Origin of the sequence: Chloracidobacterium sp. D (assembly GCF_018304685.1) — a bacterium.
GTDB lineage: Bacteria > Acidobacteriota > Blastocatellia > Chloracidobacteriales > Chloracidobacteriaceae > Chloracidobacterium > Chloracidobacterium thermophilum.
In genome coordinates this window covers 665082-690077 of the sequence record NZ_CP072635.1, presented here as the reverse complement: position 1 = coordinate 690077, position 24996 = coordinate 665082, and the positions used below count along the sequence as shown (strand labels likewise).

The window sequence follows — 24996 nt, the reverse complement described above, 5'->3', positions numbered from 1 at the left end:
TGCCCTTCCCAGACTGAAGACCGGGAAGGACACGGGGCAGCAGGGGCGGATGGCCATTCGCCCCGGTATGGCGGGGCTTGTCGTACCAAGTCAGACCGTGATGGCATTGCCACGGTGAATCCGTGACAGGTAGCGGCTCTGCTCCGGCTCCGGGGCCGGGGCCGCCGCCAGCAAAACGGCATCTACAAAGCGCTCCAACTCCTCACGTTCTTCCCGTTCGTTGCGTGGTTCTTCGACTCGCGCCCGGCGCGTCAGGTCCACCTGGTTGACCGTTGGATGGTGGGTGAACCGCTCGCACTCCACGGCCAGCGTCGCCGTCAGCGCGTGAAGTGTCGTCTTGACGAACAACGCCAGGGCAAACTCTTCACGGGATGAGTTGCGCGAGGTTTTGGGCGTAACGAGCACAATCTGCGACTTGTCCTGCAACGCCGCCTTTTTGGCCACCCGGAAGTGGTGGGTGATGTGGGTTTCGACAAGCTGCTCAAAGTCCTTTTCGTTGAGCACGCCGCGCCAGTCATCCGTTGCCGCCAGCGGCTTGAGCGGCAGCGGGTCAAAGGGTGTGGACACCACGACATCCAGATGCCCAAACCGTCGGATGAGGTCATCCATGGCGGCCTCGACGTTGGCACCGGCGCTGAAGATGTGCAGATTGTTGAGTCGCTGGGCGGAGAAATAGTGCCGCAGCGAATCCGCCCGCTCCGCCGTCTTGGTCAGGATGATGCAGTTGCGGACGACGAGCTGAATGGCAAAGGCTCCGACCAGCCACCGGAGTTCCTCTTCCAGATAGTCGCCGATGAGCAGGACGTTCTTGCGCCGCAGTTCCATGAGGTGTTCGTTGCGCGGCAGACCGTAAAACTCCCCTTCCGTCACCGTCCGGTCGAACTTCAACCCCCCCGAAGGATGCAGCGTTTCACCACTGATGTTCGGATCGGAGAGGTAAAAGACCGTCGCAATCGCAATTTCCTCTTCGGTGGGCATCCGTCTCAGATTGAGCATCGTCAGGATGCCCGATTGGACACGCTCGGCTTCCCTGTCGATCTCTTTTGGGTCAAAAAATGGGTCAGGTGGTTCGGGCAACTCCCGCAGAAAAGCCAGCGTAAAGGCTTCCCGGTCTTCGACCGAGGTCAGATAGCCCCCCTCGAACAGCCGGTGGAGCAGTTTTTCCGCAATCTTGCGCGTCATGAGGTAGTGGCTGTCCGAGTGGCCTTCATTGACGGCGGCGGCGCGCAGATGCGTGATGAGTCTCCGCACGGGTTCAGGCGGACCGGCCGCCAGCACATCCTCAAAGTGGTTGTGCGCCAGCGCCCCCAACGTGGACTTGACAGCTTCACCTTCGCGCCACGCACGAATGACAGCATCGTGGATGTCGTTCAGACGCTTGTTTTCGAGAATGAGCCGCGCCCGGCGGGCATACAGCCCCGGTCGCGAGCCTTCCCCGCGCAGCCGCTTGCCTTCGACCGGACCCGGCGAGAGGGCGTTGATCTGGATTTCGGGTCCCAGATGCCGCGCCAGAATCTCGGCCAGCGCCCGTTGCCCGGCCTTGGAAACGGCATAATCGCTGCGGTTGGGATAGGCCACGGCCACGTATTTCTCACCGCCAAAGTACGAGCTGACGTTGAGAATGTAGCCCGCGCCCTGTTTTTTCATCAGCGGCGCGATTTTGTAGATGAGCGAATAGTTGCTGAGCAGGTTTGCCTTGAGGGTGTGCCGCCAGGCAGCCAGTGGCAGGTCAACAACCATTTCCTCCGCCCCGGCAATGCCAGCGTTGTTGATGAGGAAGTCAATGCGTCCGAACTTGTCCAGGGCGAATTTGACCAGCCGCCCCAGGGCCTCTTCATCCGCCACATCAATGTTGGCCAGGGTTTCAACCCGTGTTTCCGGCTGCGGGTAGCCAACGGCAAACAGTTCGGCGACGATCTCGCGTTTGAGCGCTGCCAGTCGTTCGGCATCCCGCGCCGCCAGAACGACCTTGGCCCCGGAAAGCGCCAGGTAGTGACCAATTGCGCCGCCGATGCCGGCGCTGCCCCCGGTGATGACCGCCACCTTGCCGATGTGCAGGCCGAGCAGCGTCCGGGCAATGTCGCGGGGCAGTTCGGTCTTGCCGGTGGTGCGCTGGATGTTTTCGGGAACGTAGAGGTTCAGTTCGTCAAAGATACGGACGCGGTTGGCGAGCGTCGCCAGCCAGTCGGCCGTGAACTTGAGGTTGTCGGGTTCAGCGTTGGCGTAGCGGACAATCTGGTTGGTTCGCACGGCAAAGCGGCGCGTTCCGGCCGCCACCTGCAGCTCGTCTTCGTGCCGCCACACCCGCAGCAGTTGTTCCACGGCCGCGCGGTAGATGTCTTCAAAGGCGTTGGTGGCGCCGTCGTGTTCGTTGGTGACGAACAGGACGTTGACCGGTTCCTGGAGTTCGTTTTCGGCGTCGAAAGCGAGCAGGAAGCGCGAAAGTTGCGCCGCAAAAGCCGTCGTTCCGAGAATGGCCTCGTCGGTGAACTGCCGGATGCGTTCCGGCTCGTCCGGGATGAGTTCCGGGCCGTAGTGACCCGCCGCGTGCGCCGGAAAAACAATGACCGTATCCAGCCGGTGGTAGCGTTCCCGGATGAGGTCAAAGACGCTCGTCACGGACTCCCGCCGCAGGGGGTCGAGCCAGGTGACGGCGATGCTGTGGTTGAGTCCGCGGCTTTCAAGCTGGGCCTTGGCCGTATTGACGGCTTCCGGCTGCCGGAACGTCAAAATGACTGATGCCCCGTACGATTGCTGGCTGGCAGCAATGGTCACGGCATCGTGAACCTGCTCGCCGCCCACGATGAGCACGACGCGCCGGCTGAGGTCAATGAGCCGCTGGTCAGGCCACGCCGTGAGCTTGGTGCGGCTCTGGGCCTTGACCTGCATGCCGTGCGTAATCTCGAAGTTGTGCCCGGAAATGGCGGCTGATTCGTCCGAACCGAGAAAGAGTATGACGTGCGCGACATCGGCCTGGGTCGGATAGCATTTGGTCGGCGCTTCACCCCCGCGCGCCCGCGCCAAAATCATGATGTCGAAAAATTCCTGCGCCGTCGTTCCTTCAGGAACACCCTTGAGGCGGTCCATCGCCCCAAACACGGTGCGGATGCGGTCGGAATCAATCGGCCCTGGAAAGACCGTGTTGACGCGCACGGCGCGGTCGGTCGTCCCAAGCTGCTTGGCCAGCCCCAGCGACAGCGCATTCAGGGCCGATTTGGGCACGACGTAGGGAATCCGCCCGTAGTAGTTCGTCCGGGAAAAAATCGTGGAGACATTGATGATGCTGGCCCCGACGCGCAGGTAGGGCAGCGCCAGGCGCGTCAGGTGCCACGGCATGCCCAGCAGGTTGGCTGCCGATTCGCGCATGGTTTCGGTTTCGGTGAAGCCTTCGGCCGCCAGTTGGGCCAGGTCTTCCAAGGTGAAGGGAATCCGAAACAGAGGCTGTTTGGCCCCGGCCGAGCCGGCATTGTTGATGAGCACATCCAGCCCGCCCCAGCGCGCTGCAATGGCTTCGATGGCTGTCTGCATGCCTGCCAGGTCTGTGGACGCAAAAGCCACCGGCAGGATGTCGTCGCCGGAGAAGCCTTCGGCCATGAGCGCCGCCCGGAACTGCTCAGCCCGTTCGAGCGACCGGCTGGAAATGGCGACGCGCGCGCCTTCCCGCAAATACATCCGTGTCACGACACTGCCGATCCCGCCGGCAGCGCCCGTAATGAGAGCAACTTTTCCGTTCAAACGCATGGTTGACTCATTGCGGCGCAGACACTCCGGTTTCGTCCGGCGCACCTGCCGCCGCTACTTCAGTTCCCGTTGTTGATGAGCTGGTTTTTGCTGCGCGAGATTTCGGCCATCTTGGCTTTGAAGTCCACCAGTTCGCGCTGGAGCTCCGGGTTGTCCGCCGCGACAATCTGGACGGCAAGGATGCCGGCATTTTTGGCTGCGCCGATGGCCACCGTCGCCACCGGTACGCCGACCGGCATCTGGACAATGGAGAGCAGCGAATCCAGCCCGTTGAGCGCCTTCGACTGAATCGGCACGCCAATGACCGGAAGGGGCGTCAGGGACGCGACCATGCCCGGCAGGTGGGCCGCGCCGCCCGCCCCGGCAATGATGACCCGCAACCCCCGCATGTGGGCCGTTTCGGCATACATGAACATGTCGCGCGGCGTCCGGTGGGCGGACACAATTCGCATCTCGTGCGCGACCCCGAACTCACTGCAGATAGCCGCCGCATCCTTCATCACCGGGTAGTCGCTGTCACTCCCCATGATGATGCCTACGGCTGGAAGCTCATGTCTGGCCATGTTTCCCTCCGCTTGCACGTTCCTCGGTTTTGGAACGGTGTTTTGTCAACTCCAGCTTGGCGATGGTTTCCCGGTGCACTTCGTCAGGGCCGTCGGCCAGGCGCAGGGTGCGCGCCTGCGCCCAGGCGTAGGCCAACCCGAAATCGGCGCAGACCCCGCCGCCACCGTGCGCCTGAATGGCGCGGTCAATGACCCGCAGCGCCATGTTGGGGGCGACGACCTTGATCATTGCAATCTCTGTGCGGGCGGCTTTGTTGCCGTAGCGGTCCATCATCGCCGCCGCCTGCAGGGTCAGTAACCGGGCCTGATCAATCTCGATCCGCGAGTCGGCAATGGCCGCCCGGAGCACGCCCTGTTCCGCCAGCGACTTGCCGAAGGCCGTCCGGGTCAGCACCCGTCGGCACATGGCCTCCAGAGACCGCTCGGCAAGGCCGATCAAGCGCATGCAGTGGTGAATGCGGCCGGGGCCAAGCCGCCCCTGGGCAATCTCGAAGCCCCGCCCTTCCCCCAGCAGCAGGTTGGATGCCGGAACCCGGACGTTTTCAAAAATGACCTCGGCGTGGCCGTGGGGGGCATCGTCATAACCGAAGACATCCAGCATGCGGACGACCCGGACGCCGGGCGTGTCCATCGGAATGAGCAGCATGGACTGCTGCTGGTGCTTGGGCGCTTCCGGGTTGGTTTTTCCCATGAAGATGATGAGCTTGCAGCGCGGATCACCTGCCCCGCTCGTCCACCACTTCCGGCCGTTGACGATGTAGGTGTCGCCGTCGCGCTCAATACGGGCTGAGATGTTGGTGGCATCCGAACTCGCCACGTCCGGTTCGGTCATGGCAAAGCACGACCGGATTTCGCCAGCCAGGAGCGGTTCGAGCCACTGCTTTTTCTGCTCCGGCGTGCCGTACCGCACGAGCACTTCCATGTTGCCGGTGTCCGGGGCCGAGCAGTTGAACACCTCCGGCGCCAGAAACGACCGCCCCATGATTTCGCACAGCGGGGCGTAGTCGAGATTGCTCAGCCCGGCGCCATATTCGCTTTCCGGCAGAAACAGGTTCCACAGCCCGGCCGCTTTGGCTTTGGCCTTGAGCGTTTCGACGATGCGCGTTGGCTGCCAGCGGGGGCCGGCGGCAAGTTCATCCCGGAACGTGGCCTCGTTGGGGTAGATGTGCTCGTCCATAAAGGCCAGCAGCCGTTCGCGGAGTTCAAGGGCTTTGGGTGAAAACTCAAACATAGCCGGAACCTCAACCAGGATGCCTAAACCAGAACGCGCAGAATCCACTCCGCGACACAGGCCGGCTTGTCCGCGCCGTCCAGTTCCACGGTGCAGTTGAGCGTGAGGTCAAGGCCGTTATCGAGCGACTTGACCTGGGCCATGGCGAAGCGTCCCCGGATGCGGCTTCCGGCCGGGACCGGCGTGACGAACCGCACCCGGTTGAGACCATAGTTGAGCGCCAGCCGCGCTCCCTCGAAGTGCAGGGTCTGCTCCACCAGATGCGGAATCAGCGACAGCGTCAGGAAGCCATGCGCAATGGTGGTTTTGAACGGGGATTCGACAGCCGCCCGTTCGGGATCGCAGTGAATCCACTGGGTGTCGCCGGTGATTTCACCAAAGCTGGTGATGCGCGCCTGGTCAATGGTGAACCAGTCGCTGACGGCCAGTTCCTGACCGGCCAGGGCGGAAAGCGATGCAAGCGAAAAAGTCGTGGGCATGGGACGTAAAAACCGCAGGAAGTAACGTGGGGTGTTTCTTCCATGCAACCACTATTTTGTGCGTTTGCCAACCGATTCAGCGGTTCCGGCCCGCCGGGTTGCCATTATTCACGGGCGAGGCCGGAAGGCGGACGCGAAGCGGTCTCAGGTCTCAACGGCCAGCCGGTTGACAAGCCATCGCTGCCAGTGGGGACGGTAGCGATGCAGCAGCCAGGCGATGAGCGGCGGCAGCAGGCAGGTCACGAAAAAGGCCAGTACGACGAGCAGAAAGCGGCCTCCGAAAAACTCATCGGCCAGCCGGCTGAAGTCCATCCAGTGGCCGCCACCCTTGGCGTCTTCGTAATCGAGGCGCGCCGCCTGGCTGGTCAGCAGCTCAAAGGCGAAGCGCAGGTCATGGAACTGGATGTAAAACCCGGCAAAGGCATAGATGGGACGCTCCAGTGCATGGACAAGCGAGGTGCCGCTCCACGCGCGGTAGAGAAACACGGTGGCAAACAGCAGTTCGCCGCCGTGCCCCATGGCGATGACGATGGCCTCGTGCCAGGACGTTGCAGCCGTGGTGATGTACGCCCCGGCGAGGCTGCTGATGACGAGCAGCGTCCCCGGATTGCGGCGGAAGCAATACAGCAGCCAGGCAAAGGCGGCCAGCCACAGCCCGGTAAGCAGCCACTGCCGGTCCTGGTGAAGCGTCACCCCGCCGCCATACACGAAGTCGAACGCCGGAATCGAAGGATAGCCGTAGAGCCAGCCGGCCAGCGTGTGTCCCAGTTCATGCACCAGGGTCACAAGCGGGTGCAAAAGAAACGAAATGAAGCCAAAAAAGGGCAGGAAAACGACGGCTGCCGCCAACCCGGCGCCGCCAAGGATGGACTGGTAGCCCGGCCGGTCCACCCGTTCCGCCTCCAGCGGCGGCTGCCAGGCTTCGTGATGCGCCCACCCCAGCGGCAGCGGCATCCCGCAGCGGACGCAACTGGTCTGGGTCAACGGCTGACGAAGCTGACAGTGGGGGCAGGTCTGGTGGTGCATCGGGTAGCTTTACGTTCACGAAAGGTTGGGCGGCCAGTGAAGGCGTGCAAATCCACTGGTCAGTAGCGGCCGGCATGGTGACATGCCGGCCCACAGGCGGCAATCCCACGCCCTAAGTGCCGGCCGGGAGAAGTTGTGACGGGTTGTCCGTACACTTCCCGGCGAAAAAAGCCGGATTGCGTTTGCGAGGCGGATTCGATACGCTCGCCGACTTCGTTTGCTGCGTATTGCAGAGACCATCCCTGGGTGAGGTGTAGTGTTCCCCAATGGCTCAGTCTGAAACGTCTTCCACACAACCGGCGTCCAAGCCGCGGCGTACCCTGTTGATCGTTGTCATCTGCTTCCTGGGTTTCGTCATGGCGCTGGCGTACTCGTTGCCCTCCCGCTCCCTCTTTGGGGCGAGCGGCCCCAAGGCTGTACGGCCTGTGCCGGACGACACGGTGATTGCCCGCGTCGGAAGCCGGACGGTGACGGCCAAGGAGTACACCGACTCGCTGAAAAATCTCGTCGCCATGTACCGCCGTTATGCGGAGCAACTGATGTCCGGCGGGGGCAGCTTCCCGATGACCATTCAGCAGTTGCGTCAGCAGGGCAGCGACCGGGCTATTTTGCAGCAGTTGGTACGGCGGCGCGTCATCGAACTCGAAGCCGAGCGTCTGGGCCTGACAGCCACTGAAGGTGAAATCCAGCAGCGGTTGCGGGAGCAGTTCCGCGACGAAAACGGGCGCTTCATTGGTGTGGAGAAGTACAAGCGGCAACTGGCGCGCATGGGCACCAACTACGTGGACTTCGAGCGCGACCTGGCCTACACCATCGCGGAGGAAAAGCTGCGCAACTTCATCACCAGCGGCATCCAGATTTCCCCAAAGGAAGCTGAAGAGGAATACCGGCGGCAGAACACCCGTTTTGAGTTGAGTTATGTGGTACTGCCGGCTGCCGATTTTGAGAAGGAAGTTGGCGAGCCGACTGAAGATGAACTGCGCGCCTACTTCGAGGCGCACAAGGAAGACTTCCGTCCGACGAAAGACCGGCGCAAGGTGCGCTACATCTACATCAGCCAGGACAAGGCCGCGGAAATCATCCCGGTTTCCGATGAGGAGTTGCGAAGGGAATACGATCCCAACAAGCAGGTCAAGTCAGTCCAGGTCAGCCAGATCGTCCTGAAAGTGCTGACACCCAAGGACGAAGACAAGGTGCTCCAGAAAGCCAACGATCTCGTGGCACGTGCGCGGGGCAAGGAAGGCGCACCGCCGGAAGACTTCGCAGCCTTGGCGCGGGGGAACTCCCAGGACCCGGCCACCGCCGTCAAAGGCGGCGACTTGGGCGTGGTTGAGCGGGCGAATGTCAAGCCTGGTGATGCCGTTGAGGCGGCATTCAATCTCGGCGTAGGGGAAATCAGCGAGCCGGTCCGACGGGGCAATGCCTTCTACATCTTCAAAGTGACCGACCGCACCATCAAGTCATTTGAAGAAGCCAAGCCGGGTTTGCTTGCCATCGTGCGCAACCGGCTGTCCTATGCCAAGGCGTCGCAACTGGCAGACGAGGCGGTATCGCTGCTTTCCCGGACGCGCAACTTTGAGGAAACGGCGGCCTCCATTGCGACGAAACTCAATGTCAAACCGGAAGAGGTCAAGCGCGAGACCCCGTTTTTCGCTCCGGGTGACGACGTGCCCGACATCGGCAGCAACCCGTCATTCGAGGAAAAAACATCGGCTTTGACCGAGCCGAACGAAGTGGGTGAGAAGGTTGGCATCCGGGGTGGATTTGCCGTTCCCCAGCTTGTGGAAATCAAAAAGCCCGGCGATCCAACCCTGGATGAGGTACGCGATAAGGTGGCGGCCAAGGTCAAACAGGAAAAGGCTCTGCAAAAGGCGTACGAGCGCGCCAAAGAACTCATCGCTGCGGCCAAAAATGCTGCCGGCCTGAAGGCTGCGGCCGAGGCCAGAAAGCTCAAGGTTGAAGAAATCAAGGATTTCAACGACACGGCCTACCTGGACAACAAATCCTTCCCGGCCGCCTTCCCGAATGCCGAAAAAGTCAAGGTCGGTGAGCTTATCCCGATGCCGCTCTACTCTGCCCGCAATACCGTGCCGACGGTGGCCGTTGTGGCAGTGACAGCGCGCAAGGATGCTGACCTGACGAAGTTTGCCGAGCAGCGCAAGCAAACCATGGATCGCCTGCGTGGCGACCGTGCCAACAATCTGTTTGAGACCTACATTGATGGCGTCAAGGCGCGACTGAAGGAAAGCGGACAGCTTCGGGTGGATAAGGCGCTGGCGGAACGGGTGGTGGTTGCCGCCGCCGCCAGCGAGACCCCAACCGAGTAGGGGCGGGTTCCCATACCCGCCCAAATGTAGGGGCGGGTTCCCATACCCGCCCAAATGTAGGGGCGGGTTGGCGGCCCGCCCCTACGCACAACGGGTTTTTGGGTATGCAGCTTGGAGCGTTAGGGACGGCGACGCGCGCTGTGACACCTCGTGCCTACCTGCTGGAGCGGCTGGGGCAGCGGCCGTTCATACCCGACCCGCGCCTGACCAATCCCCATCTGCAAACCATTCTGGGATCGGTGCTGCCCCGGCGGTCGCCGCTTGTCGGGCAGACCGGGCAGCCGCGTACCTTTCACACCTGCCCGGATACGGCCGTAACGGCCGTCTGCCACTGGCAGCCCGGATGCGCCCCGGCTGATCGTCCGACTCTGCTGCTGCTGCACGGCATGGAAGGGTCGGTCGAGTCGAGCTACATGCGCGGCATTGCGGAGAAGGCGCTGCGGGCCGGCTTCCACGTCATTCGGCTCAACACCCGTACATGTGGCGGGACGGAGCATCTCTCACCACATCTTTACAATGCCGGGCTGACGGAAGATGCCCGCGCCATCATCGCCGAGCTGGCTGAGCGGGACGGCGTTCAGGATGTTTATGTCGTCGGCGTTTCGCTTTCCGGCAACGTCGTGTTGCGGTTGGCCGGGGAGTACGGCGCGCAGGCCCCCCGGCACGTACGCGGCGTCGCCGCTATTTCTCCGGCGGCCGATCTGGCCGCCAGTACAGCCGCCATCGAACGCCGTTCCAACTGGCTGTATCACCGGCGCTTCGTCCGCAGCCTGAAAGCGCGCATGAGGCGCAAGGCCGCCCTGTTTCCTGATCGCTACGACGCCGGACGGCTGGCGCAGATTCGGACGATTCGTGAGTTTGATGAAGCCTACACCGCCGTGGCGGCCGGCTATGAAAACGCTGCCGATTATTACTACCGGGCCAGCGCCGTACGCATTGCGGCGGCCATCCGGCTGCCCACGCTCGTCATTCACGCGCAGGATGATCCGTTCATTCCGGCGACGCCGCTGTACGAGCCGGCCTTTGCCGACAATCCCTGCATCGCGGTACTCCTGACCGAGCGGGGTGGGCATGTCGGATTTCTCGCGGCCCAGCAGGGCGATGAAGACTGGTACTGGGCCGAACACCGCATCGTGGATTTCGTTCGGGTTCTGGACGCTGTGCGGCGGCGGTGACGCTGACGGCCACAGGTCCTGACCGACCGCCGCCTATGTCCGCCAACCCCATGTTGCCAGACACGCTCGCGCCGCTGCTCCCCGCCACACCGGTGGATGTTTTCCTGCAACGGGCACTGACCGGTCAGCCGGTGGTTTGGGAGGCGGGGCTGTCGGTGGCGGAGGTCATCGCTGTTTTGCAGGCCCATCGGCTGGGGCCGTTACTGTGTGCGCAGTTGTTGCCAGAAACCTGGGCCACCCTGCCTGGCGAGTTGCAGACATGGCTGAAAGCCAGTGCGCGGGGGCAGGTGGTGCTGGACCTTGAGCAGACCCTGGCGCTTCAGGAACTGCTCCCCCTGGCGCAGGCGCGGGGCATCCGGGTGCTGCTGCTCAAGGGCGTGCCCGTCGGTTATCGGTACTATGCCGAACCCCACCATCGCGTCAAAACCGACGTGGACCTGCTCGTTTGCCCGGCGGATGTTGCCGGTCTGGTTGCCCTGCTGGAGGAACTGGGTTACACGCGCTCGGTCGGCATTACCGGAAAGCTCGTGAACCGGCAGACGACACTGGCCCGGGGTGACGTGGCTTTGGATGTTCACTGGAGCGCCGCCAATACGGCGCTCTTTGCCCACGTGCTGGACTTCGAGACTATGTGGCGCGAGCGTCTGCCCATTTCTGAACTCGGTGCGGCCGCCTATGCCCCGGCGGATGAGGACCTGTTCCTGCATGCCTGTTTTCACCTGGCACTGCACATCAGCTATGAGTTTGCGCTGGTCTGGCTCTACGACATCCACCTGATGGCGACCCGTTGGCCGCCGGAAGTGCTGGAGCGGTGTTTGCTCCGCGCCCGGCGATTGCAGATGGCGCGGGTCTGCCTGGCCTGTCTGGCGCTGTCGCGGGCCTGGTTTGGCACGCCCTGTGCCGATGATTTCTGCGCGGAACTGGTGCGGCAGTCCACATCTGAGCGATCAGCGCAGGTGCTCGTCCGTCACCTGAGCCGCTGGCAACGCTTCCGATTGGAATTACAGGCGCTGTCCTGGAGCGAGCGGATACTGTTTTTGCGGGAACTGGTATGGCCATCGGCAGACTATCTGCGACGGCGCTACAGTGACAGCACCACCTGGCTGCCCTGGCTACACGTCAAGCGGTGGCTTGGGCAGCCAGGCAAAGCGGATGCGCCGTCTTCTGATGCCGAAGGCCAGCGTTGACGAAATGCTGCCCGGCGGCAATACTCGCCCGATGGGTTATCCAGGTCATCTGGCTGTGGCGGTGTAGTTGCCCGTTGGGAACCACTGTACGGGATGATGTGGGCGCTACGCTGTCTGCCTGCCATTGAAAGGAGCTTGAAGCCCTCTTCCCGGCGCACTGGGCGGGTGTTGCCAGGGGCGAGGGTTCAACCGTGTTGCGCGCATGAAAAACATCGTTGTCGTCGGAACGCAGTGGGGTGATGAGGGCAAGGGCAAAGTCGTCGATCTCATTGCTCCGCATTTCGACATCGTGGCCCGGTATCAGGGCGGCCACAATGCCGGCCACACCGTCATCGTCCGGGGAGAGAAGTTCGTGTTGCACCTGCTGCCTTCGGGCATCGTGCATGCGGGCAAAAGCTGTGTGATTGGCAACGGGGTGGTCATTGACCCGACCGCACTGCTTTCCGAAATGGATGAGCTTGCCGCCCGTGGGATTGACTTCACGGGGCGGCTGCACATCAGCAACCGGGCGCACATCATCCTGCCCCACCACCTGGCGCTTGAACGCACGAGCGAACAGCGGCGCGGCATCCGGCAGGTCGGGACGACCCTGCGCGGGATTGGCCCTGCTTACGAAGACAAAATCGGCCGCCGGGGACTGCGCGCTGGCGATCTCTTGCACCCCGAACGGCTCAAACGTCAGCTTGAAGAAATCATCGGCGAAGCCAATGACATCCTGCAGATGCGCGGGGCCGAACCCATTGCCCTGGCCGCTACCGTGGATGACCTGCTGGGCAAAGCCAGTCGTATCGCCCCCTTTGTCACCGACACGGCCCTGTGGCTCAACCGGGAGATGTCCGCCGGGAAAAGTATCCTGTTCGAGGGAGCGCAGGGAACGATGCTCGACATTGACCACGGAACCTATCCCTACGTTACCTCATCAAGCGGAACGGCTGGCGGGGCCACGGTCGGCACCGGCGTACCGCCAACCGCGATTACCGGTGTGCTTGGCATTATGAAAGCTTACACGACGCGCGTGGGCAGCGGGCCTTTCCCCACGGAACTCACCAATGCCACCGGCGAACGGCTGCGGGCGCGCGGTCACGAGTACGGCGCTTCAACCGGCCGTCCCCGGCGATGTGGCTGGTTCGATGGCGTCGTGGCCCGTTATGCCCGGATGATCAATGGATTGACGACAGTGGCCCTGATGAAACTGGATGTCCTGGACGATTTCGAGACCATTGACATCTGCACCGGCTATCGGCTGCACGGGGAAGTGCTCGACGCCATTCCCCACGACGCCGAAGACCTCGAAGCTGTTGAACCCATCTACGAGACCCTGCCGGGGTGGCAATCCTCGACCGTGGGGCTGACCGACTTTGCACAACTTCCCACGAATGCACGGCGCTATATTGCGCGGCTTGAAGCCCTGGTGGGCTGTGACATCGGGCTGGTATCCACGGGTCCCGACCGCCACGACACCATTCTGCGCGCCGATTCGCAGCTTGCCGGTTGGCTGACCTGACCGGTTGACGATTCCTGACAATCGGTTGACCCAATTTGACGGACTTTGGAGCGACGCCCGGCGTCTATAGGGGTAGCCGTCGAACCGAGCCGTTCACGGCTTCAAGTCCGTCCCCTGGGGCAAACGCAGGGGCAAATGCAGCGAAGAGAAGGAGTATCGCGTATGTTGTACCGTTTCAGCTTACGTCCCTTGATCGCCGTCGCCTTCCTGGCCTTCATCCTGACCGGGGTGATGGGCGGGGTGGCCTATGCAGCCGGGCGCGACCGTGGCCCCGGACGCTTCATGGGCTTTTTCATCCAACGCATGGCCGCGCAACTGGGCCTCAGCGAAGAACAACAGACCCAGATTCGGCAGATTATGGAAGAGGAGCGGGCTGTGGCGGAACCGCTCATGCGGCAACTCAAGTCCGTTCACGGTCAACTCCGCACTCTCGGTACAGATGGTGTTTTCAATGAAGCGCAGGTGCGTGTGCTGGCCCAGCAACAGGCACAAACGATGACCGAACTCATCGTCGTCAAGGAACGCACAAAAGCGCGGGTTGCAGCCGTGCTGACGCCGGAACAGCGTGAGCGTGCCAAACAGATACTGGAGCGGTTCCACCAGCGGATGCAGGGCGGTCCCAGGTGGCATCACGGGCGCGGCTTCGGGCCTGTGCTGCCGCCCCCAGCCATGTAAACACTTTTCGGCTCGGAGTGGCGGCGGTCGTTCGGCCGCCATCGGTCAGGCAAACCGGCACACAGCATACGGCGCGCCAGGGTAGGCAACCCAGCGCGCCGTGTGACCTTTCTGAAAAGCTGTTTTCAGGCGGTAGCCATCCGTACGTTCGGGTTGGTGAGGTTATCGTTGAGCGTCTGGGGAGGCTTAGCCTCACTCTGCTCCGTGGTTGGAGCGAAAAACGCCTTCGATCCGTTTCCCCCCGCCGATGCCGGGGATTCATCGTGAATGTCCACCGGCAGCAGCCCTTCCCGGTAGAGGGCATAGCCACTGCGCGAGCAGGCAATGACGGATGGAATCCCACGTGATGCAAACCACTGCTGCCACTTTTCCAGGTCACGGTACTGAGGTGAGTTCCGGCTCTTGACGTAGGTCGAAAAACGATTCTCCTCAGTCAACTTGATGCGTGCCATCACTGATGCCTCCTTGGTACAGCTCAGAAAACCCGTGGGAGACGTACCCACGGCGATGTCAGCGGCGGTATCCGGGAAGGACCGGACGCCGCCAGACACCTGTTTGGGGACGCAGTGTAAAACCTTACTTTCTTGTAAGGTTTTACAGTGAGAAGTATAACCCTTGGAAACTGTTAGGAAGCTAACATTTGGTCGGTAGGTGTCGCTTCACCGGCACGCGAGCCGGTTTCCACGCGAGCCGGCAGGAACCCGGAAAACGCGCATCCAGTGTGTGTGGGCGCACGGTTGAATCCAGTTCTGCCCGGATGATGAACCCACCCCCGGCAAGGTGAAACACAGGGCTTGTTGCCGCCTGTTCATCTGGCGTAACACAAGGTGGCTGCTGTCATGACGAAACGCATTCCGAAAGACATCCTCGAACGTGAAGTGATAGGGCTGAATCTGGCCGGGCGTACCCTGGCCGGGCAGTTAACTGCACCGGTCAATCTGCTCGTCTTTCTCCGGCACTTTGGCTGCGTCTTCTGCCGCGAAATGGTGGCCGATGTGCGTAACGCGGCCACGCAGGACGCCAACTATCCGAACGTGGTCTTCTTTTATCAGGGGACGGTCGAGCAGGGGCAGGATTTTTTTGCCAACCTCTGGAAGGAAGCCCGCGCCATCAGCGACACACCGCTGGTGTTCTACAAAGCACTGGGCATTCAGCGTGGCGGGTTGCGCGAGATGTTCGGCCCCGAAGTGTGGGCTTGCGGATTGCGCGCCGTGGGCAAGGGACACTTCATCGGTCTGCCGGTTGGTGATCCGTTTGTTATGCCCGGCGCTTTCCTGGTGTCGTCAGCCGGTGACGTTCTCTGGCAACATGACTTCAGGCATGCCGGTGATCATCCCGACTGGCAGGCAATCGTACCTGCTGCTACTGCCGCGAAGGCATGACGCGCCCGACGATCATTGCCATCCACGGAAACGGTGGTGGCGCTTTCCGTTTTGCACGGGTGGAGCCGTTTTTTTCAGAAACCTCTCCGGTCGGCTTTACAGCCCTGACCCTGCCGGGTTTTGGCGGGACGCCACGGGACACACAGTGTGTCACGCTGTCGGATTATGCCGCGCATATTCAGCAGTTCGTGACGCACATTGACGCGCCACGCATCCTGCTTGGGCACGGCATTGGCGGTTCGCTGGTGCTGGAATATCTCCAGCATTTCGCGCCCTCCGTTGCTGGCGTCATTCTGCATGCGCCAGTTGGTGCGCGGCTGGACACCCGCTGGTTTCCACGGCTGATGTCCTCCGAAACAGTCCGTGAACTGGGCAAGCGGATGTTGGCTTCGGCGTTGCTTCGTCCGCTGTGGAAGCGGCTGTTTTTTTCGCAGCCGGTCCCGGATGAGTTTCTCAACCGGTTTTTTGCCGAATACGGCACATGTGAGGCCTTCGGGCAGATGTTCGAGCTGATTACCGCTGAGTGGTTTGCTGCACTGAAGCCCGTCACGCTGCCTTCTGTCCTGCTGTGGGGGGCGCGCGAGCGGGTGTTGCGGCTCGATCAGGCGGCTGAGTTTCGGGCCAAGCTGCCGGCAGCCACTATGGAAATCGTCAACGACTGGGATCACTTTCCCATGGTTGAGCAGCCGGAAGCCTACGCGCACAAGCTCATGCAGCTTGCCTCCAAACTCACCGCCGAACGGGCTGCCACCGCGCGCTGACGTGCAGAACGCTGGCAGTGAGACTGTTGGGACCGAAAAAGCCATGCCGGAAACAGGCGACTTTGTTGTGTGGTTGGGGCGTTCACCGTGGCCGGCGCGGGTTGGGCCGAAGGCAGACTCTCTCCACCGCGCAAAGGCGGCCGGTTTGCCGGTGCCGCCGGGTGTTCTTGTCGTGGAGGAAGCCCTGACCCACAGCCTGCACAGGGGATGGATTCGCGCTACCGGGGAAGGTTTCGTTATCGCCGACCAAGAAGCCCTTCAGAAGGCGCTCGACCTCCCGCCAGTAGCTTCCAGAGTGGCCGTGCGTTCGGCTTTTTCGCGTGAAGATGGCGAAAGCCAGAGTCTGGCAGGCTACTTCGCTTCCTTTCTAAACGTTCCCTTTCCAGAAGTCTGGCCGGCGGTGTGCCGGGTCTGGAATTCGAGTCACCGTCTGGATGCACCCTTCCGCCGCGACGTGCTCATCATGGCCATGGTTGACGCGCGTCATGCTGGAGTTGCCGTCACCGAAACCGAGTATGAGGATGATCTCGTCAATGTGACGCAGGGACTGGGCGACCGTCTCGTGAGTGGACTCGTAGCCGGTGAAACCCTGCATCTGCCAAAGCTGCGTGCCTTCGAGAAACCAACGGAAGCCGGCTTTGCAGGGCGGTTGCAGCGGCTTCTGCGTGACGTGCGCCGCGTGTTTGGGGCACGCAACTGGGATGTCGAGTTTGCCGATGACGGGCAACAGTGCTGGTTGCTTCAGGTACGTCCGCTGACGCGCCCGGTGATACGCAACGAGTGGTTCACCTATGCCAACCACCGGGAAATTCTGCCGCCGCTGCCGTCACCGTTGATGACGAGTCTCATCGCGTCCTGTGCGTCTGACCTGTTTGATTACTACCGTGGGTTTGACGCGCGTCTGCAGGAGCACCGGCCGTTCATTGAGGTCTTTGCCGGAAGACCGTTCATCAACCTGTCGCTGCTGACGGACATGATGCGCCTCTGGGGCCTGCCGACGCGCCTCGTCACGGATGCCATTGGCGGGCGCGACATTGGCACACAGGGATGGCGATGGGGACGCCTGCTCTGTTCTCTGCCGGTGTTGATACGTCTGGGATGGGCGCAGTTGAGAGCGCCGTCCTCGGCGCGCCGGTGTATGGCCTGGCTTTCCGGTTTTGGCCATGCTCCACCTGATACGGACAGTTTCACCAACTGCATAAGCGATTTGCAGACGGTTTACACGGCGCTTGTTCGTGAGATGTTTTCACTGACCCAGGCCATGAGCGGCCCGCTGGCGCTGCTCCGCCGGCTGGGTGTGCTTTCCGCGCTGGCGGCGTGTCATGAAACGGTGACGACGCGCCTGCTGACCGATCTCGATCCGCTGCGTGAATATGTACAGGCTCATCCCCATCTCACGGCTGTCCTGGCTGAAGGAAGGGTGCCCGAAGACGATGGTTTTCAAACGCTATGGCAGGCGTATCTTGCGCGCTATGGCTTTCGGGGCGTTTTTGAAAGTGACATCGCGTGCCCGCGTTATCACGAGCAACCGGAGACGCTGTTGTGCAGCCTGCTTGCTGAGCGTCCCAGGCAGGCCCCCCTGCCGCTGCCCTGGTTGGCATGGCTGGTGTATCCCCTGTGGCAGCAGGCCCGCCGGGCACTCGATGCGCGGGAGGAGTTGCGGCATGCCGCCATGCAGACCTTTGACCGCATCCGGCAGCGGATGAAACGCCTTGCCGCGCAGGCCCTTCAGGACGGACGGCTGCCGGCGGCAGATGATCTTTGGCTTTTGGACATCGAAGAACTCCGGCAGCTTGACGGCGGCTGGTGTGCAACGCCGGACTTCCTGGCTGTGCGCCGGCAGGCACAGGCGACGCTGGCCGGCTATGCCTTCCCGGACGTGTTTCGGCGTTTTGATAACTTTTCGGCTTTTCTGGCCGTGCCTGCCGAAGGAAGCCGTCCGGCCGTCCTGCAGGGAACAGGACTGACCCGTGGTGTTGTTGAAGGACGCGCCTGGGTCTGCCACACACCATCTGTCCCGCCGGTTTCGACTGAACCGCTCATTCTGGTTGCCCCGGCTGTGGATGCCGGTTGGGTTCCGGTCTTTGCCGGTGTGGCAGGTGTTGTCGTTGAAATCGGCGGTGACCTTTCACATGGCTCGATTGTCCTGCGCGAGCTTGGTCTGCCAGCGGTGACGAATGTCCGTCATGTGACGCGCGTCATTCGGACGGGCGACCGGATTCGGGTGCAGGCGGCGCTGGGCGTTGTGGAAATCCTTGGATTGGAGTCGGCTGTGACATCGCTTGCGTCGGTCGGCGTACGCGGATAAGAATGCAGCTTCCGGTCAACGATCCCAGTGCTGCTTCAGCTTTGCGGGGGGCTTTCTGTATGCCGACACATCCGCTCACGATGTTGTGTCTTGCCAGTTATGAAAAAGGCGCGGAGTTTATGCGCGAGACCAAGCGCCAGGGGTGGCGGGTCTATCTGGTCACTTCGGAAAGCATCCGGGACGCTGCCTGGCCGCGTGAAAGCCTCGACGACATCTTCCTGATGCCCGATGAAAACAAAAAGTGGCGACTCAACGACGTGATTTTGGGTGTCAGTTACCTGGCCCGTACCCACCGCATTGACCGCATCGTGGCGCTGGACGATTTTGACGTGGAGACGGCAGCCGCCTTGCGGGAGCACCTGCGCATTCCGGGCATGGGAGAAACAACAGCGCGTTATTTCCGTGACAAGCTCGCAATGCGGGCCCGGGCGCGTGAATATGGCGTTCCTGTGCCGCCCTTTACGCCGGTGTTCAACGATGAGGTCGTCAATGCGTACCTGGCGGAAGTACCGGGTCCGTGGCTGGTCAAGCCGCGCTCCGAAGCTTCGACCATTGGCATCAAGCGCACCAGCTCCCCTGATGAAGTGTGGGAGATATTGAACCAGCTTGGCGACCGGCGTTCCTACCACCTGCTGGAAAAGTTCCTTCCGGGCGATGTCTATCACGTGGATTCCATTGTCTCGGAGCGGGAGGTGGTGTTCGCGGCGGTCAGCAAGTACGCGCGTCCACCTATTGAGGTCATGCACGATGGGGATGTGTTTGCGACGCGCACGGTGGAGTACGGGTCGGAGGACGAGCAGCAGCTTCTGGAGTTCAACCGCCGGGTGCTGAAGGCGATGGGGCTGGTACGCGGCGCGTCCCACACGGAGTTCATCAAATCCCACGCGGATGGGACGTTTTACTTTCTGGAGACTTCGGCGCGGGTGGGCGGGGCCAACATCGTCGAGTTGGTCGAGGCGGCGACGGGCGTGAACCTGTGGGCGGAGTGGGCCCGGCTGGAATGCGCGGAACCGCCGGAAACCTACCGTCCACCACAGGGACGGCGCGAATATGCCGGGTTGATCATTTCGTTGGCGCGCCAGGAGTGGCCGGACACCAGTGCCTACAATGATCCTGAAGTCGTCTGGCGGCTCAACAAGGCGTTTCATGCCGGCCTGATTGTGAAGTCGCCTGATTACGGGCGCGTCAGCCGCCTGTTGGATGACTACATGGCACGTTTTCGGGTGGATTTCTTCACCCGCCAGCCGGTGCCTGAACGCCCGACGGCCTGATACTTTCAAGGGGTATCTCAGGGATCAGCCGTGCCGTCCGACGGCGACTTGCCGGAGAGAACCAAAGCCCGGCCCATGTTTTCAAGGATTTGGAATGCGCTCTTTCCAAAAGGCCGGCTGGCAAACCAATCGGCAGGCAAGATTTCGTTTGACGATGTGGCTGTTTCATACAGCCCGCCTGATGGTGCTGCGCGTCGCCTCGCCTGGGCAGACCTGCAAGCGGTTGAAATCGTCACCACCAGCGACGGGCCGTTTGCCGTGGATGTCTTCCGGGGGTTGTTGTCGGACGGTCCGCCGCTGGTCATTCCGCAGTCAGCCGACCGTTCGGGCGTGCTGTTGAAACGCCTTCAGGAACTGCCGGGCTTTGACAACCACGCCTTTATCGTCGCGATGGGTTCAACCGATGACGCGCGTTTCCTGTGCTGGAAGCGGACTTGACGCCATTTTGCCACTTGTCTTCCTGATACAACTATGCAGGAAATCCAACTTCCGAGCCTCAGCTCAAATTGATGTAAGCTACTGTTGACCAGTGCTGAACCCAGGCAAACCCAGCTTGAGAGACACAACAAAACTGAGAAGGGCAGGCTCTGCTCTATGAAAACATCACATACCTTCGGCGGTGATTGGACAGAGCAAAAGCTGGAGCGGCTCCAAAAGTATCTGAAGGCTTATACGACGATATTTACAAAGAATGAACGTGCTCAGAGTCTGATCCCGATTTACGTGGATGCATTTGCCGGTACTGGCTACCGCACCAGCCCGCTGCAACTGACTAAATCATTGAAGCTTTTTGAAGAATTTACCGAGCCGGAAGTTGACAATTTTTTAAAAGGAAGTGCCCGGCTGGCGTTGGAAGTTGAGCCTTCATTTCAAAAGTATATTTTCATTGAGCAAAATACCGCCCGTGTAGAAGAACTACAGAAATTACAGACCATCTTTCCCCAAAAACAAGGCAATATCCAAATTATCCAGAGTGATGCAAACAGTTGGCTGCAAGGTTGGTGCCGTGGTACAGACTGAAAAAGACACCGGGCAGTAGTATTCCTCGATCCCTACGGAATGCAGGTGGAGTGGACACTGATTGAGGCGCTTGCCAAAACGAAGGCTATTGATTTGTGGCTACTGTTTCCACCTGGCATGGCAGTAAATCGCCTGCTGACGAAGGGAGGAAAACCACCAGCGGCTTGGGAACAGGCATTGACACGAGTGTTTGGTACTGAAGATTGGCGTAAGAATTTTCTACTCACAAAAGACTGAGCCGACGTTGTTTGGTGATATTGATGTCACTGTTAAGGAAGCAGACTTTGTGAAAATCGGGAAATTCTTTGTCAACCGGTTGAAGACAGTTTTCAGCGAAGTTGCTGAAAACCCCTTGCCACTGCGAAACAGTCGAAACACGCCACTTTACCTGCTTTGCTTTGCGGCAGGGAATCCGAGAGGTGCCAAGACGGCAGTGAGGATCGCGCAACATATCCTGAGACCGTAACCATGGCTGACAATTCAAAAATCGAATGGACTGAAGCCACCTGGAACCCAGTGACAGGTTGTTCCAAGATTAGTGATGGCTGCAAAAATTGTTATGCAGAGCGGTTGGCGTCACGCTTACGGGTCATGGGGAGCGCCCGGTATCGCAACGGCTTTGACATCACCCTGCATGCTGATCTGCTGGAGATGCCCAAACGATGGCGCAAGCCGCGTGTGGTCTTTGTCAACTCTATGAGCGACTTGTTTCACGATCAGGTACCGTTGGAATTCATCCAGCGTGTGTTCGACACGATGCAGAATTGCCCGCAGCACACTTTTCAGGTGCTTACCAAACGCACAGCGCGGCTGCGCGCCATAGCCGACAAATTGCCTTGGCCGAAAAACGTCTGGATGGGCGTTAGTGTAGAAAACGCTGCCGTAATGCACCGGATTGATGATTTGCGTGCTGTGCCGGCCGCAGTACGGTTTCTGTCCTGTGAACCTTTGCTGGGACCGATGCAGGACCTGAGCTTGGAAAGTATTCACTGGGTTATTGTCGGAGGTGAATCCGGCCCCCATGCACGTCCAATAGACAAAGCCTGGGTGATGGGAATCCTGCGGCAGTGTCGGCAGGCTGGCGTTCCATTCTTTTTCAAGCAATGGGGTGGGGTGCGCAAGGACTTGACCGGACGTAAGCTGGAGGGTCGTACTTACGACGAAATGCCGTATCAATCCGCCGCTTTTTTGACCGCATGTGGATGACAAAGCGGGGGTGTTTCACTTTGGAAACCCTGTACTCCCCGGTCTCAGCAGCGGAGAAAATTGGCCAGGATGCGCTGCCCCAACGGCGTTCCAATGGATTCAGGGTGAAACTGGACACCGTACACCGGCCAATCCCGATGCTGAAGCGCCATGATGATGCCTTCCACGGCGTCACGCGCGGTGACCATCAGGCAGTCCGGCAGTGTGGCTTCGTCCGCCACCAGCGAGTGGTAGCGCATGGCCGCAAAGCGTGGCGGAAGTCCGTCAAACAGCGGTGAATCGGCGGTAATCACCATCTCCGAGGCCTTGCCGTGAACGATGCGCGGCGCCTGGACAGCGCGCCCGCCGTAGGCAACGGCAATCCCCTGGTGTCCCAGGCAGACGCCCAGAATCGGTGCCGCCAGTTCGGTGGCTGCCAGCAGGATGTCCCGACAGACGCCAAAATCACGCGGGTTGTCGGGACGCCCGGGCCCCGGCGACAGGACGATGCGCGTTGGTCGCCAGTCCCGCAAGGTGGCCAGGTTCACAGCATCGTTGCGGACGACAACCACTTCTTCGGCTGTCTGCATTTGCAGCATCTGGTACAGGTTGAAGGTAAACGAATCGTAGTTGTCAACAATGACGATCATACGGGTCAGGGCCGTTGGAGCGCCGTTATACCGGAGCCGACGGGCCTTCATGGGTGGAGTGCCGTGTTGGGGGCAGGGTTTGCTGTTCGGCCAGATAGAGCGCCGTCAGGACGCTGCGCGCCTTGTTACGAGTTTCTTCGGCTTCGAGCTGCGGCTGCGAGTCAAAGACGACACCGGCCCCGGCGTTGATGTGGGCGATGCCGTCCTGCATGAGCGCCGAGCGGATGGCAATGGCGCTGTCCGCCTGGCCGGCAAAGTCCACATAACCCACCATGCCGGCATAGAGGCCGCGCCGTTCGGGTTCAAGCGTCGCCAGCAGTTCCATGGCGCGGATTTTCGGCGCGCCGGTCACGGTGCCGCGCGGAAAGCAGCTTCGGATGACATCAAAGGCCGTCAACCCCGGACGCAGTTGCCCGGTCACGTCCGTTGCCAGGTGCATCACGTGGGTGTAGCGCACCAGACGCGCCACTTCACCAGTGGCGACTGTTCCCACCTGCGCCACCCGGCCGACATCGTTGCGCGCCAGATCAACCAGCATCCGGTGCTCGGCCAGTTCCTTTTCGTCGGCGCACAGCGCCCGGGCCAGCGCCTCATCTTCTTCCGGCGTCTCGCCGCGTGGGCGCGTGCCGGCCAGGGCCCGCAGCGTGATGCTGCCCTGCCGCACCGTGACGAACGTTTCCGGCGAAGAGCCAACGTAGGTAAAGCCCGGTGTTCCCGTAAAGCGTCCGAACTTGAGACAGTAGGCATAGGGTGATGGATTGAGCGCCACCAGCGAGCGGTACACCGTAAATGGCGTCGCACTGATCCGACGTGAAAAGCGCCGGGAAGGCACAATCTGAAAGACCTCGCCGGCCGTGATATAGGCGCGGCAGCGTTCAACCAGCGCGCCGAACGCGGCATCGTCGAGTGAGGTCTCGGCATCGGCAAACACGTCGCGGCTGCGTAACGACGCCGTGGCATCGCGCAGTGGTGGGAGCGGCGTCCGGCGGCAGACCCGTTCGTATATCTGCTCGACAATGGCCTCGCCACCGTAGGAGACAATGTGCAGCTTGCGGTAGAGATGGTCAAACACCACAAAGGTGTCATAGAGACCAAAGCAGCCGTCCGGCGCGGCATAGGGTATCGCCGTCTGGATGGGAATGCCGGCCAGACAGGCGGTGGCCCCATAACCAAGATAGCCGACAAAACCTCCCTTGAACGGCAGCATCGGCGGCAACGTTGGCATCTGGTCAGCAACCTGTGCCTGCTCGCGCTCCAGGATTTCACACAGAAACCGCAGTGGATCATCCGTCTGTGTCTGGCGCTCGGTCTGGCGGTGAAGGTCACAAACCGTCACGCGCCGGTCCTGAAAAGCCACGACCAGACGCGGCTCGATGCCGATGATGGAATAGCGCGCCAGGCGGGCGTCACCTTCGGCGCTTTCAAGCAGGAAGGCCACGTCGGAAGCAGCGGCCAGCTCATGGTAAAGGGCTGCCGGCGTTACGGCATCTGACAACACGGTAAGGATGCTCATGCCGCACGCTCCACTGGGCAGGGAAGCTGGCGGCCAACCGCCTGCGCCACACGGGCTGTTTCACGGACAAGCTGCTCCAGCTCATCGAGCGACAACGCCTGGGCGGCATCCGAAACCGACTGCTGGGGAATGGGATGGCATTCCACGATGAGACCATCGGCCCCAACCGCTACGGCGGCCCGGGCGGCCGGAATGACCAGTTCCCGGCGACCGGTCGCATGGCTTGGGTCAACGATGACCGGCAGGTGCGTCAGGCGCTTGAGCAGTGCCACCGCGCCCAGGTCAAGGACGTTGCGCGTGGCCGGGTCGAAGCTGCGAATTCCGCGTTCGCACAGGATAACCTGCTGATTGCCCCCGGCCAGAATGTACTCCGCCGCACCGAGCAGCTCCTCAATGGTGGCAGCCAGGCCACGTTTGAGCAGGACGGGTTTGCGTACCTGCCCGAGCGCCTTGAGCAGTTCAAAGTTCTGCATGTTGCGCGAGCCGACCTGGAAACAGTCGAAGACCTCACAGGCGCGTTCGAGATGGGCCACCGACATCACTTCACTGACAATGCCCAGCCCGTAGGCGCGCTTGATGTCGTGGAGAAGCTGGAGACCTTCGTCCTGAAGCCCTTGGAAGCTGTAGGGCGACGTGCGTGGCTTATAGACACCAGCCCGCAGCAACCGGATGTCGAGGCAGGTCAGACATTCTGCGACGGTGCGGAGTTGGGTTTCCGATTCGGCCGCACAGGGGCCGGCAATCACAACCATGGACGGCCCACCCACCGGGACACCGGCAATCGTGACCGTCGTATGTTGTGACGGGGAACTTTGGCGAACGAGCATGGCAGCAGGTCCTCACTGGAAATGGCCAAAAGCAAAACCGCCGACCCCCACGCTTGGGAAGGTCGGCGGCTTCTGGAAAAATTTGGCGGAGTGTTGTTTCAGTCGTCAAGCACGCACGCCAGCGCAGCCGGTCGAGCCTTCCCATTGGGGCTCCACCAATACCAATAGCCG

The 24996-nt window shown here is 61.3% G+C and carries 20 protein-coding genes and 1 pseudogene; 12 read left to right on the top strand and 9 right to left on the bottom strand.

The window, feature by feature from the left end:
• Window positions 1-90: 90 nt before the first annotated feature.
• The 5 genes from J8C01_RS14060 to J8C01_RS14040 all read right to left on the bottom strand — a co-directional run bounded on the left by J8C01_RS14060 (window position 91) and on the right by J8C01_RS14040 (window position 6968).
• Window positions 91-3741 (bottom strand): SDR family NAD(P)-dependent oxidoreductase, encoded by a 3651-nt coding sequence (locus J8C01_RS14060; RefSeq protein WP_211432838.1) that lies wholly within the window; start codon window positions 3739-3741, stop codon window positions 91-93.
• 59 nt (window positions 3742-3800) lie between these two features.
• Window positions 3801-4304 (bottom strand): 5-(carboxyamino)imidazole ribonucleotide mutase, encoded by a 504-nt coding sequence (purE, locus tag J8C01_RS14055; protein WP_014100902.1) that lies wholly within the window; start codon window positions 4302-4304, stop codon window positions 3801-3803.
• Window positions 4291-5535, bottom strand: coding sequence for an acyl-CoA dehydrogenase (locus J8C01_RS14050; protein ID WP_211432837.1), 1245 nt, complete (start codon window positions 5533-5535; stop codon window positions 4291-4293). The genes purE and J8C01_RS14050 overlap by 14 nt, the downstream gene beginning before the upstream one ends.
• A 23-nt stretch (window positions 5536-5558) precedes the next feature.
• Window positions 5559-6014: a MaoC family dehydratase gene (locus tag J8C01_RS14045; protein WP_211432836.1), complete on the bottom strand. Its 456-nt coding sequence runs from the start codon at window positions 6012-6014 to the stop codon at window positions 5559-5561.
• A 144-nt stretch (window positions 6015-6158) separates the two neighbouring features.
• Window positions 6159-6968: a hypothetical protein gene (locus tag J8C01_RS14040; RefSeq protein ID WP_211432835.1), complete on the bottom strand. Its 810-nt coding sequence runs from the start codon at window positions 6966-6968 to the stop codon at window positions 6159-6161.
• Between the two features lie 338 nt (window positions 6969-7306).
• Here J8C01_RS14040 and J8C01_RS14035 point away from each other — a divergent pair, with 338 nt between their 5' ends.
• The 5 genes from J8C01_RS14035 (at window position 7307) to J8C01_RS14015 (ending at window position 13908) form a co-directional block, all read left to right on the top strand.
• Complete coding sequence (locus J8C01_RS14035; protein ID WP_211432834.1) at window positions 7307-9367, top strand: peptidyl-prolyl cis-trans isomerase; 2061 nt, start codon at window positions 7307-7309, stop codon at window positions 9365-9367.
• A 140-nt stretch (window positions 9368-9507) separates the two neighbouring features.
• Window positions 9508-10542 carry a YheT family hydrolase gene (locus tag J8C01_RS14030; protein ID WP_211432833.1) on the top strand — a complete coding sequence of 345 codons (1035 nt, stop codon included), beginning with the start codon at window positions 9508-9510 and terminating at the stop codon, window positions 10540-10542.
• Between the two features lie 35 nt (window positions 10543-10577).
• The gene (locus J8C01_RS14025) at window positions 10578-11729 is read left to right on the top strand and encodes a nucleotidyltransferase domain-containing protein (RefSeq protein ID WP_211432832.1); all 1152 of its coding nucleotides are present in this window, start codon (window positions 10578-10580) and stop codon (window positions 11727-11729) included.
• A gap of 202 nt (window positions 11730-11931) precedes the next feature.
• On the top strand, window positions 11932-13233 hold the full coding sequence (locus tag J8C01_RS14020; RefSeq protein WP_014100909.1) for an adenylosuccinate synthase: 1302 nt from the start codon (window positions 11932-11934) through the stop codon (window positions 13231-13233).
• 162 nt (window positions 13234-13395) lie between these two features.
• Window positions 13396-13908 (top strand): Spy/CpxP family protein refolding chaperone, encoded by a 513-nt coding sequence (locus tag J8C01_RS14015; protein ID WP_211432831.1) that lies wholly within the window; start codon window positions 13396-13398, stop codon window positions 13906-13908.
• Between the two features lie 125 nt (window positions 13909-14033).
• Here the strand turns inward: J8C01_RS14015 and J8C01_RS14010 are convergent, their stop codons facing one another.
• Window positions 14034-14360: a hypothetical protein gene (locus tag J8C01_RS14010; protein ID WP_211432830.1), complete on the bottom strand. Its 327-nt coding sequence runs from the start codon at window positions 14358-14360 to the stop codon at window positions 14034-14036.
• 387 nt (window positions 14361-14747) lie between these two features.
• On the opposite strand from J8C01_RS14010, the gene J8C01_RS14005 reads away from it, so the two are divergent.
• The 7 genes and pseudogenes from J8C01_RS14005 to J8C01_RS13975 all read left to right on the top strand — a co-directional run bounded on the left by J8C01_RS14005 (window position 14748) and on the right by J8C01_RS13975 (window position 21856).
• Window positions 14748-15290, top strand: a complete 543-nt coding sequence (locus J8C01_RS14005) for a SelL-related redox protein (protein WP_211432829.1) — start codon at window positions 14748-14750, stop codon at window positions 15288-15290.
• Window positions 15287-16051: an alpha/beta fold hydrolase gene (locus tag J8C01_RS14000; RefSeq protein ID WP_014100913.1), complete on the top strand. Its 765-nt coding sequence runs from the start codon at window positions 15287-15289 to the stop codon at window positions 16049-16051. The genes J8C01_RS14005 and J8C01_RS14000 overlap by 4 nt, the downstream gene beginning before the upstream one ends.
• Window positions 16052-16094: 43 nt before the next feature.
• Complete coding sequence (locus J8C01_RS13995; protein WP_211432828.1) at window positions 16095-18359, top strand: PEP/pyruvate-binding domain-containing protein; 2265 nt, start codon at window positions 16095-16097, stop codon at window positions 18357-18359.
• A 59-nt stretch (window positions 18360-18418) separates the two neighbouring features.
• A complete protein-coding gene (locus tag J8C01_RS13990) occupies window positions 18419-19630 on the top strand; it encodes an ATP-grasp domain-containing protein (RefSeq protein WP_041570099.1) in 1212 nt (403 codons plus the stop codon).
• A gap of 75 nt (window positions 19631-19705) precedes the next feature.
• Window positions 19706-20068 (top strand): hypothetical protein, encoded by a 363-nt coding sequence (locus tag J8C01_RS13985; RefSeq protein WP_014100916.1) that lies wholly within the window; start codon window positions 19706-19708, stop codon window positions 20066-20068.
• Window positions 20069-20224: 156 nt separating this feature from the next.
• A pseudogene (tcmP, locus tag J8C01_RS13980) lies at window positions 20225-20887 on the top strand (three-Cys-motif partner protein TcmP).
• 231 nt (window positions 20888-21118) lie between these two features.
• Window positions 21119-21856, top strand: a complete 738-nt coding sequence (locus J8C01_RS13975) for a DUF5131 family protein (RefSeq protein WP_041569954.1) — start codon at window positions 21119-21121, stop codon at window positions 21854-21856.
• Between the two features lie 44 nt (window positions 21857-21900).
• On the opposite strand, the gene J8C01_RS13970 is transcribed toward J8C01_RS13975, so the two are convergent.
• Genes J8C01_RS13970 through J8C01_RS13960 form a run of 3 tightly spaced genes read right to left on the bottom strand, consistent with a single transcriptional unit; the run spans window position 21901 to window position 24825 of the window.
• The gene (locus J8C01_RS13970; protein WP_228374105.1) at window positions 21901-22536 is read right to left on the bottom strand and encodes an anthranilate synthase component II; all 636 of its coding nucleotides are present in this window, start codon (window positions 22534-22536) and stop codon (window positions 21901-21903) included.
• On the bottom strand, window positions 22511-23998 hold the full coding sequence (locus J8C01_RS13965) for an anthranilate synthase component I family protein (protein WP_014100920.1): 1488 nt from the start codon (window positions 23996-23998) through the stop codon (window positions 22511-22513). The genes J8C01_RS13970 and J8C01_RS13965 overlap by 26 nt, the downstream gene beginning before the upstream one ends.
• The gene (locus J8C01_RS13960) at window positions 23995-24825 is read right to left on the bottom strand and encodes a bifunctional 3-deoxy-7-phosphoheptulonate synthase/chorismate mutase (protein ID WP_211432827.1); all 831 of its coding nucleotides are present in this window, start codon (window positions 24823-24825) and stop codon (window positions 23995-23997) included. Before J8C01_RS13960 ends, J8C01_RS13965 begins: the two co-directional genes overlap by 4 nt.
• Between the last annotated feature and the right edge of the window lie 171 nt (window positions 24826-24996).

What these genes read in the sequence shown, in the direction of transcription:
- J8C01_RS14060 (WP_211432838.1), bottom strand. Translation starts at nt 3,741, where the DNA reads ATGCGTTTGAACGGAAAAGTTGCTCTCATTACGGGCGCTGCCGGCGGG.
- purE (WP_014100902.1), bottom strand. Translation starts at nt 4,304, where the DNA reads ATGGCCAGACATGAGCTTCCAGCCGTAGGCATCATCATGGGGAGTGAC.
- J8C01_RS14050 (WP_211432837.1), bottom strand. Translation starts at nt 5,535, where the DNA reads ATGTTTGAGTTTTCACCCAAAGCCCTTGAACTCCGCGAACGGCTGCTG.
- J8C01_RS14045 (WP_211432836.1), bottom strand. Translation starts at nt 6,014, where the DNA reads ATGCCCACGACTTTTTCGCTTGCATCGCTTTCCGCCCTGGCCGGTCAG.
- J8C01_RS14040 (WP_211432835.1), bottom strand. Translation starts at nt 6,968, where the DNA reads ATGCCGCTGCCGCTGGGGTGGGCGCATCACGAAGCCTGGCAGCCGCCG.
- J8C01_RS14035 (WP_211432834.1), top strand. Translation starts at nt 7,307, where the DNA reads ATGGCTCAGTCTGAAACGTCTTCCACACAACCGGCGTCCAAGCCGCGG.
- J8C01_RS14025 (WP_211432832.1), top strand. Translation starts at nt 10,578, where the DNA reads ATGTCCGCCAACCCCATGTTGCCAGACACGCTCGCGCCGCTGCTCCCC.
- J8C01_RS14020 (WP_014100909.1), top strand. Translation starts at nt 11,932, where the DNA reads ATGAAAAACATCGTTGTCGTCGGAACGCAGTGGGGTGATGAGGGCAAG.
- J8C01_RS14015 (WP_211432831.1), top strand. Translation starts at nt 13,396, where the DNA reads ATGTTGTACCGTTTCAGCTTACGTCCCTTGATCGCCGTCGCCTTCCTG.
- J8C01_RS14010 (WP_211432830.1), bottom strand. Translation starts at nt 14,360, where the DNA reads ATGGCACGCATCAAGTTGACTGAGGAGAATCGTTTTTCGACCTACGTC.
- J8C01_RS14005 (WP_211432829.1), top strand. Translation starts at nt 14,748, where the DNA reads ATGACGAAACGCATTCCGAAAGACATCCTCGAACGTGAAGTGATAGGG.
- J8C01_RS14000 (WP_014100913.1), top strand. Translation starts at nt 15,287, where the DNA reads ATGACGCGCCCGACGATCATTGCCATCCACGGAAACGGTGGTGGCGCT.
- J8C01_RS13995 (WP_211432828.1), top strand. Translation starts at nt 16,095, where the DNA reads ATGCCGGAAACAGGCGACTTTGTTGTGTGGTTGGGGCGTTCACCGTGG.
- J8C01_RS13990 (WP_041570099.1), top strand. Translation starts at nt 18,419, where the DNA reads ATGCCGACACATCCGCTCACGATGTTGTGTCTTGCCAGTTATGAAAAA.
- J8C01_RS13985 (WP_014100916.1), top strand. Translation starts at nt 19,706, where the DNA reads ATGTTTTCAAGGATTTGGAATGCGCTCTTTCCAAAAGGCCGGCTGGCA.
- J8C01_RS13975 (WP_041569954.1), top strand. Translation starts at nt 21,119, where the DNA reads ATGGCTGACAATTCAAAAATCGAATGGACTGAAGCCACCTGGAACCCA.
- J8C01_RS13970 (WP_228374105.1), bottom strand. Translation starts at nt 22,536, where the DNA reads ATGAAGGCCCGTCGGCTCCGGTATAACGGCGCTCCAACGGCCCTGACC.
- J8C01_RS13965 (WP_014100920.1), bottom strand. Translation starts at nt 23,998, where the DNA reads ATGAGCATCCTTACCGTGTTGTCAGATGCCGTAACGCCGGCAGCCCTT.
- J8C01_RS13960 (WP_211432827.1), bottom strand. Translation starts at nt 24,825, where the DNA reads ATGCTCGTTCGCCAAAGTTCCCCGTCACAACATACGACGGTCACGATT.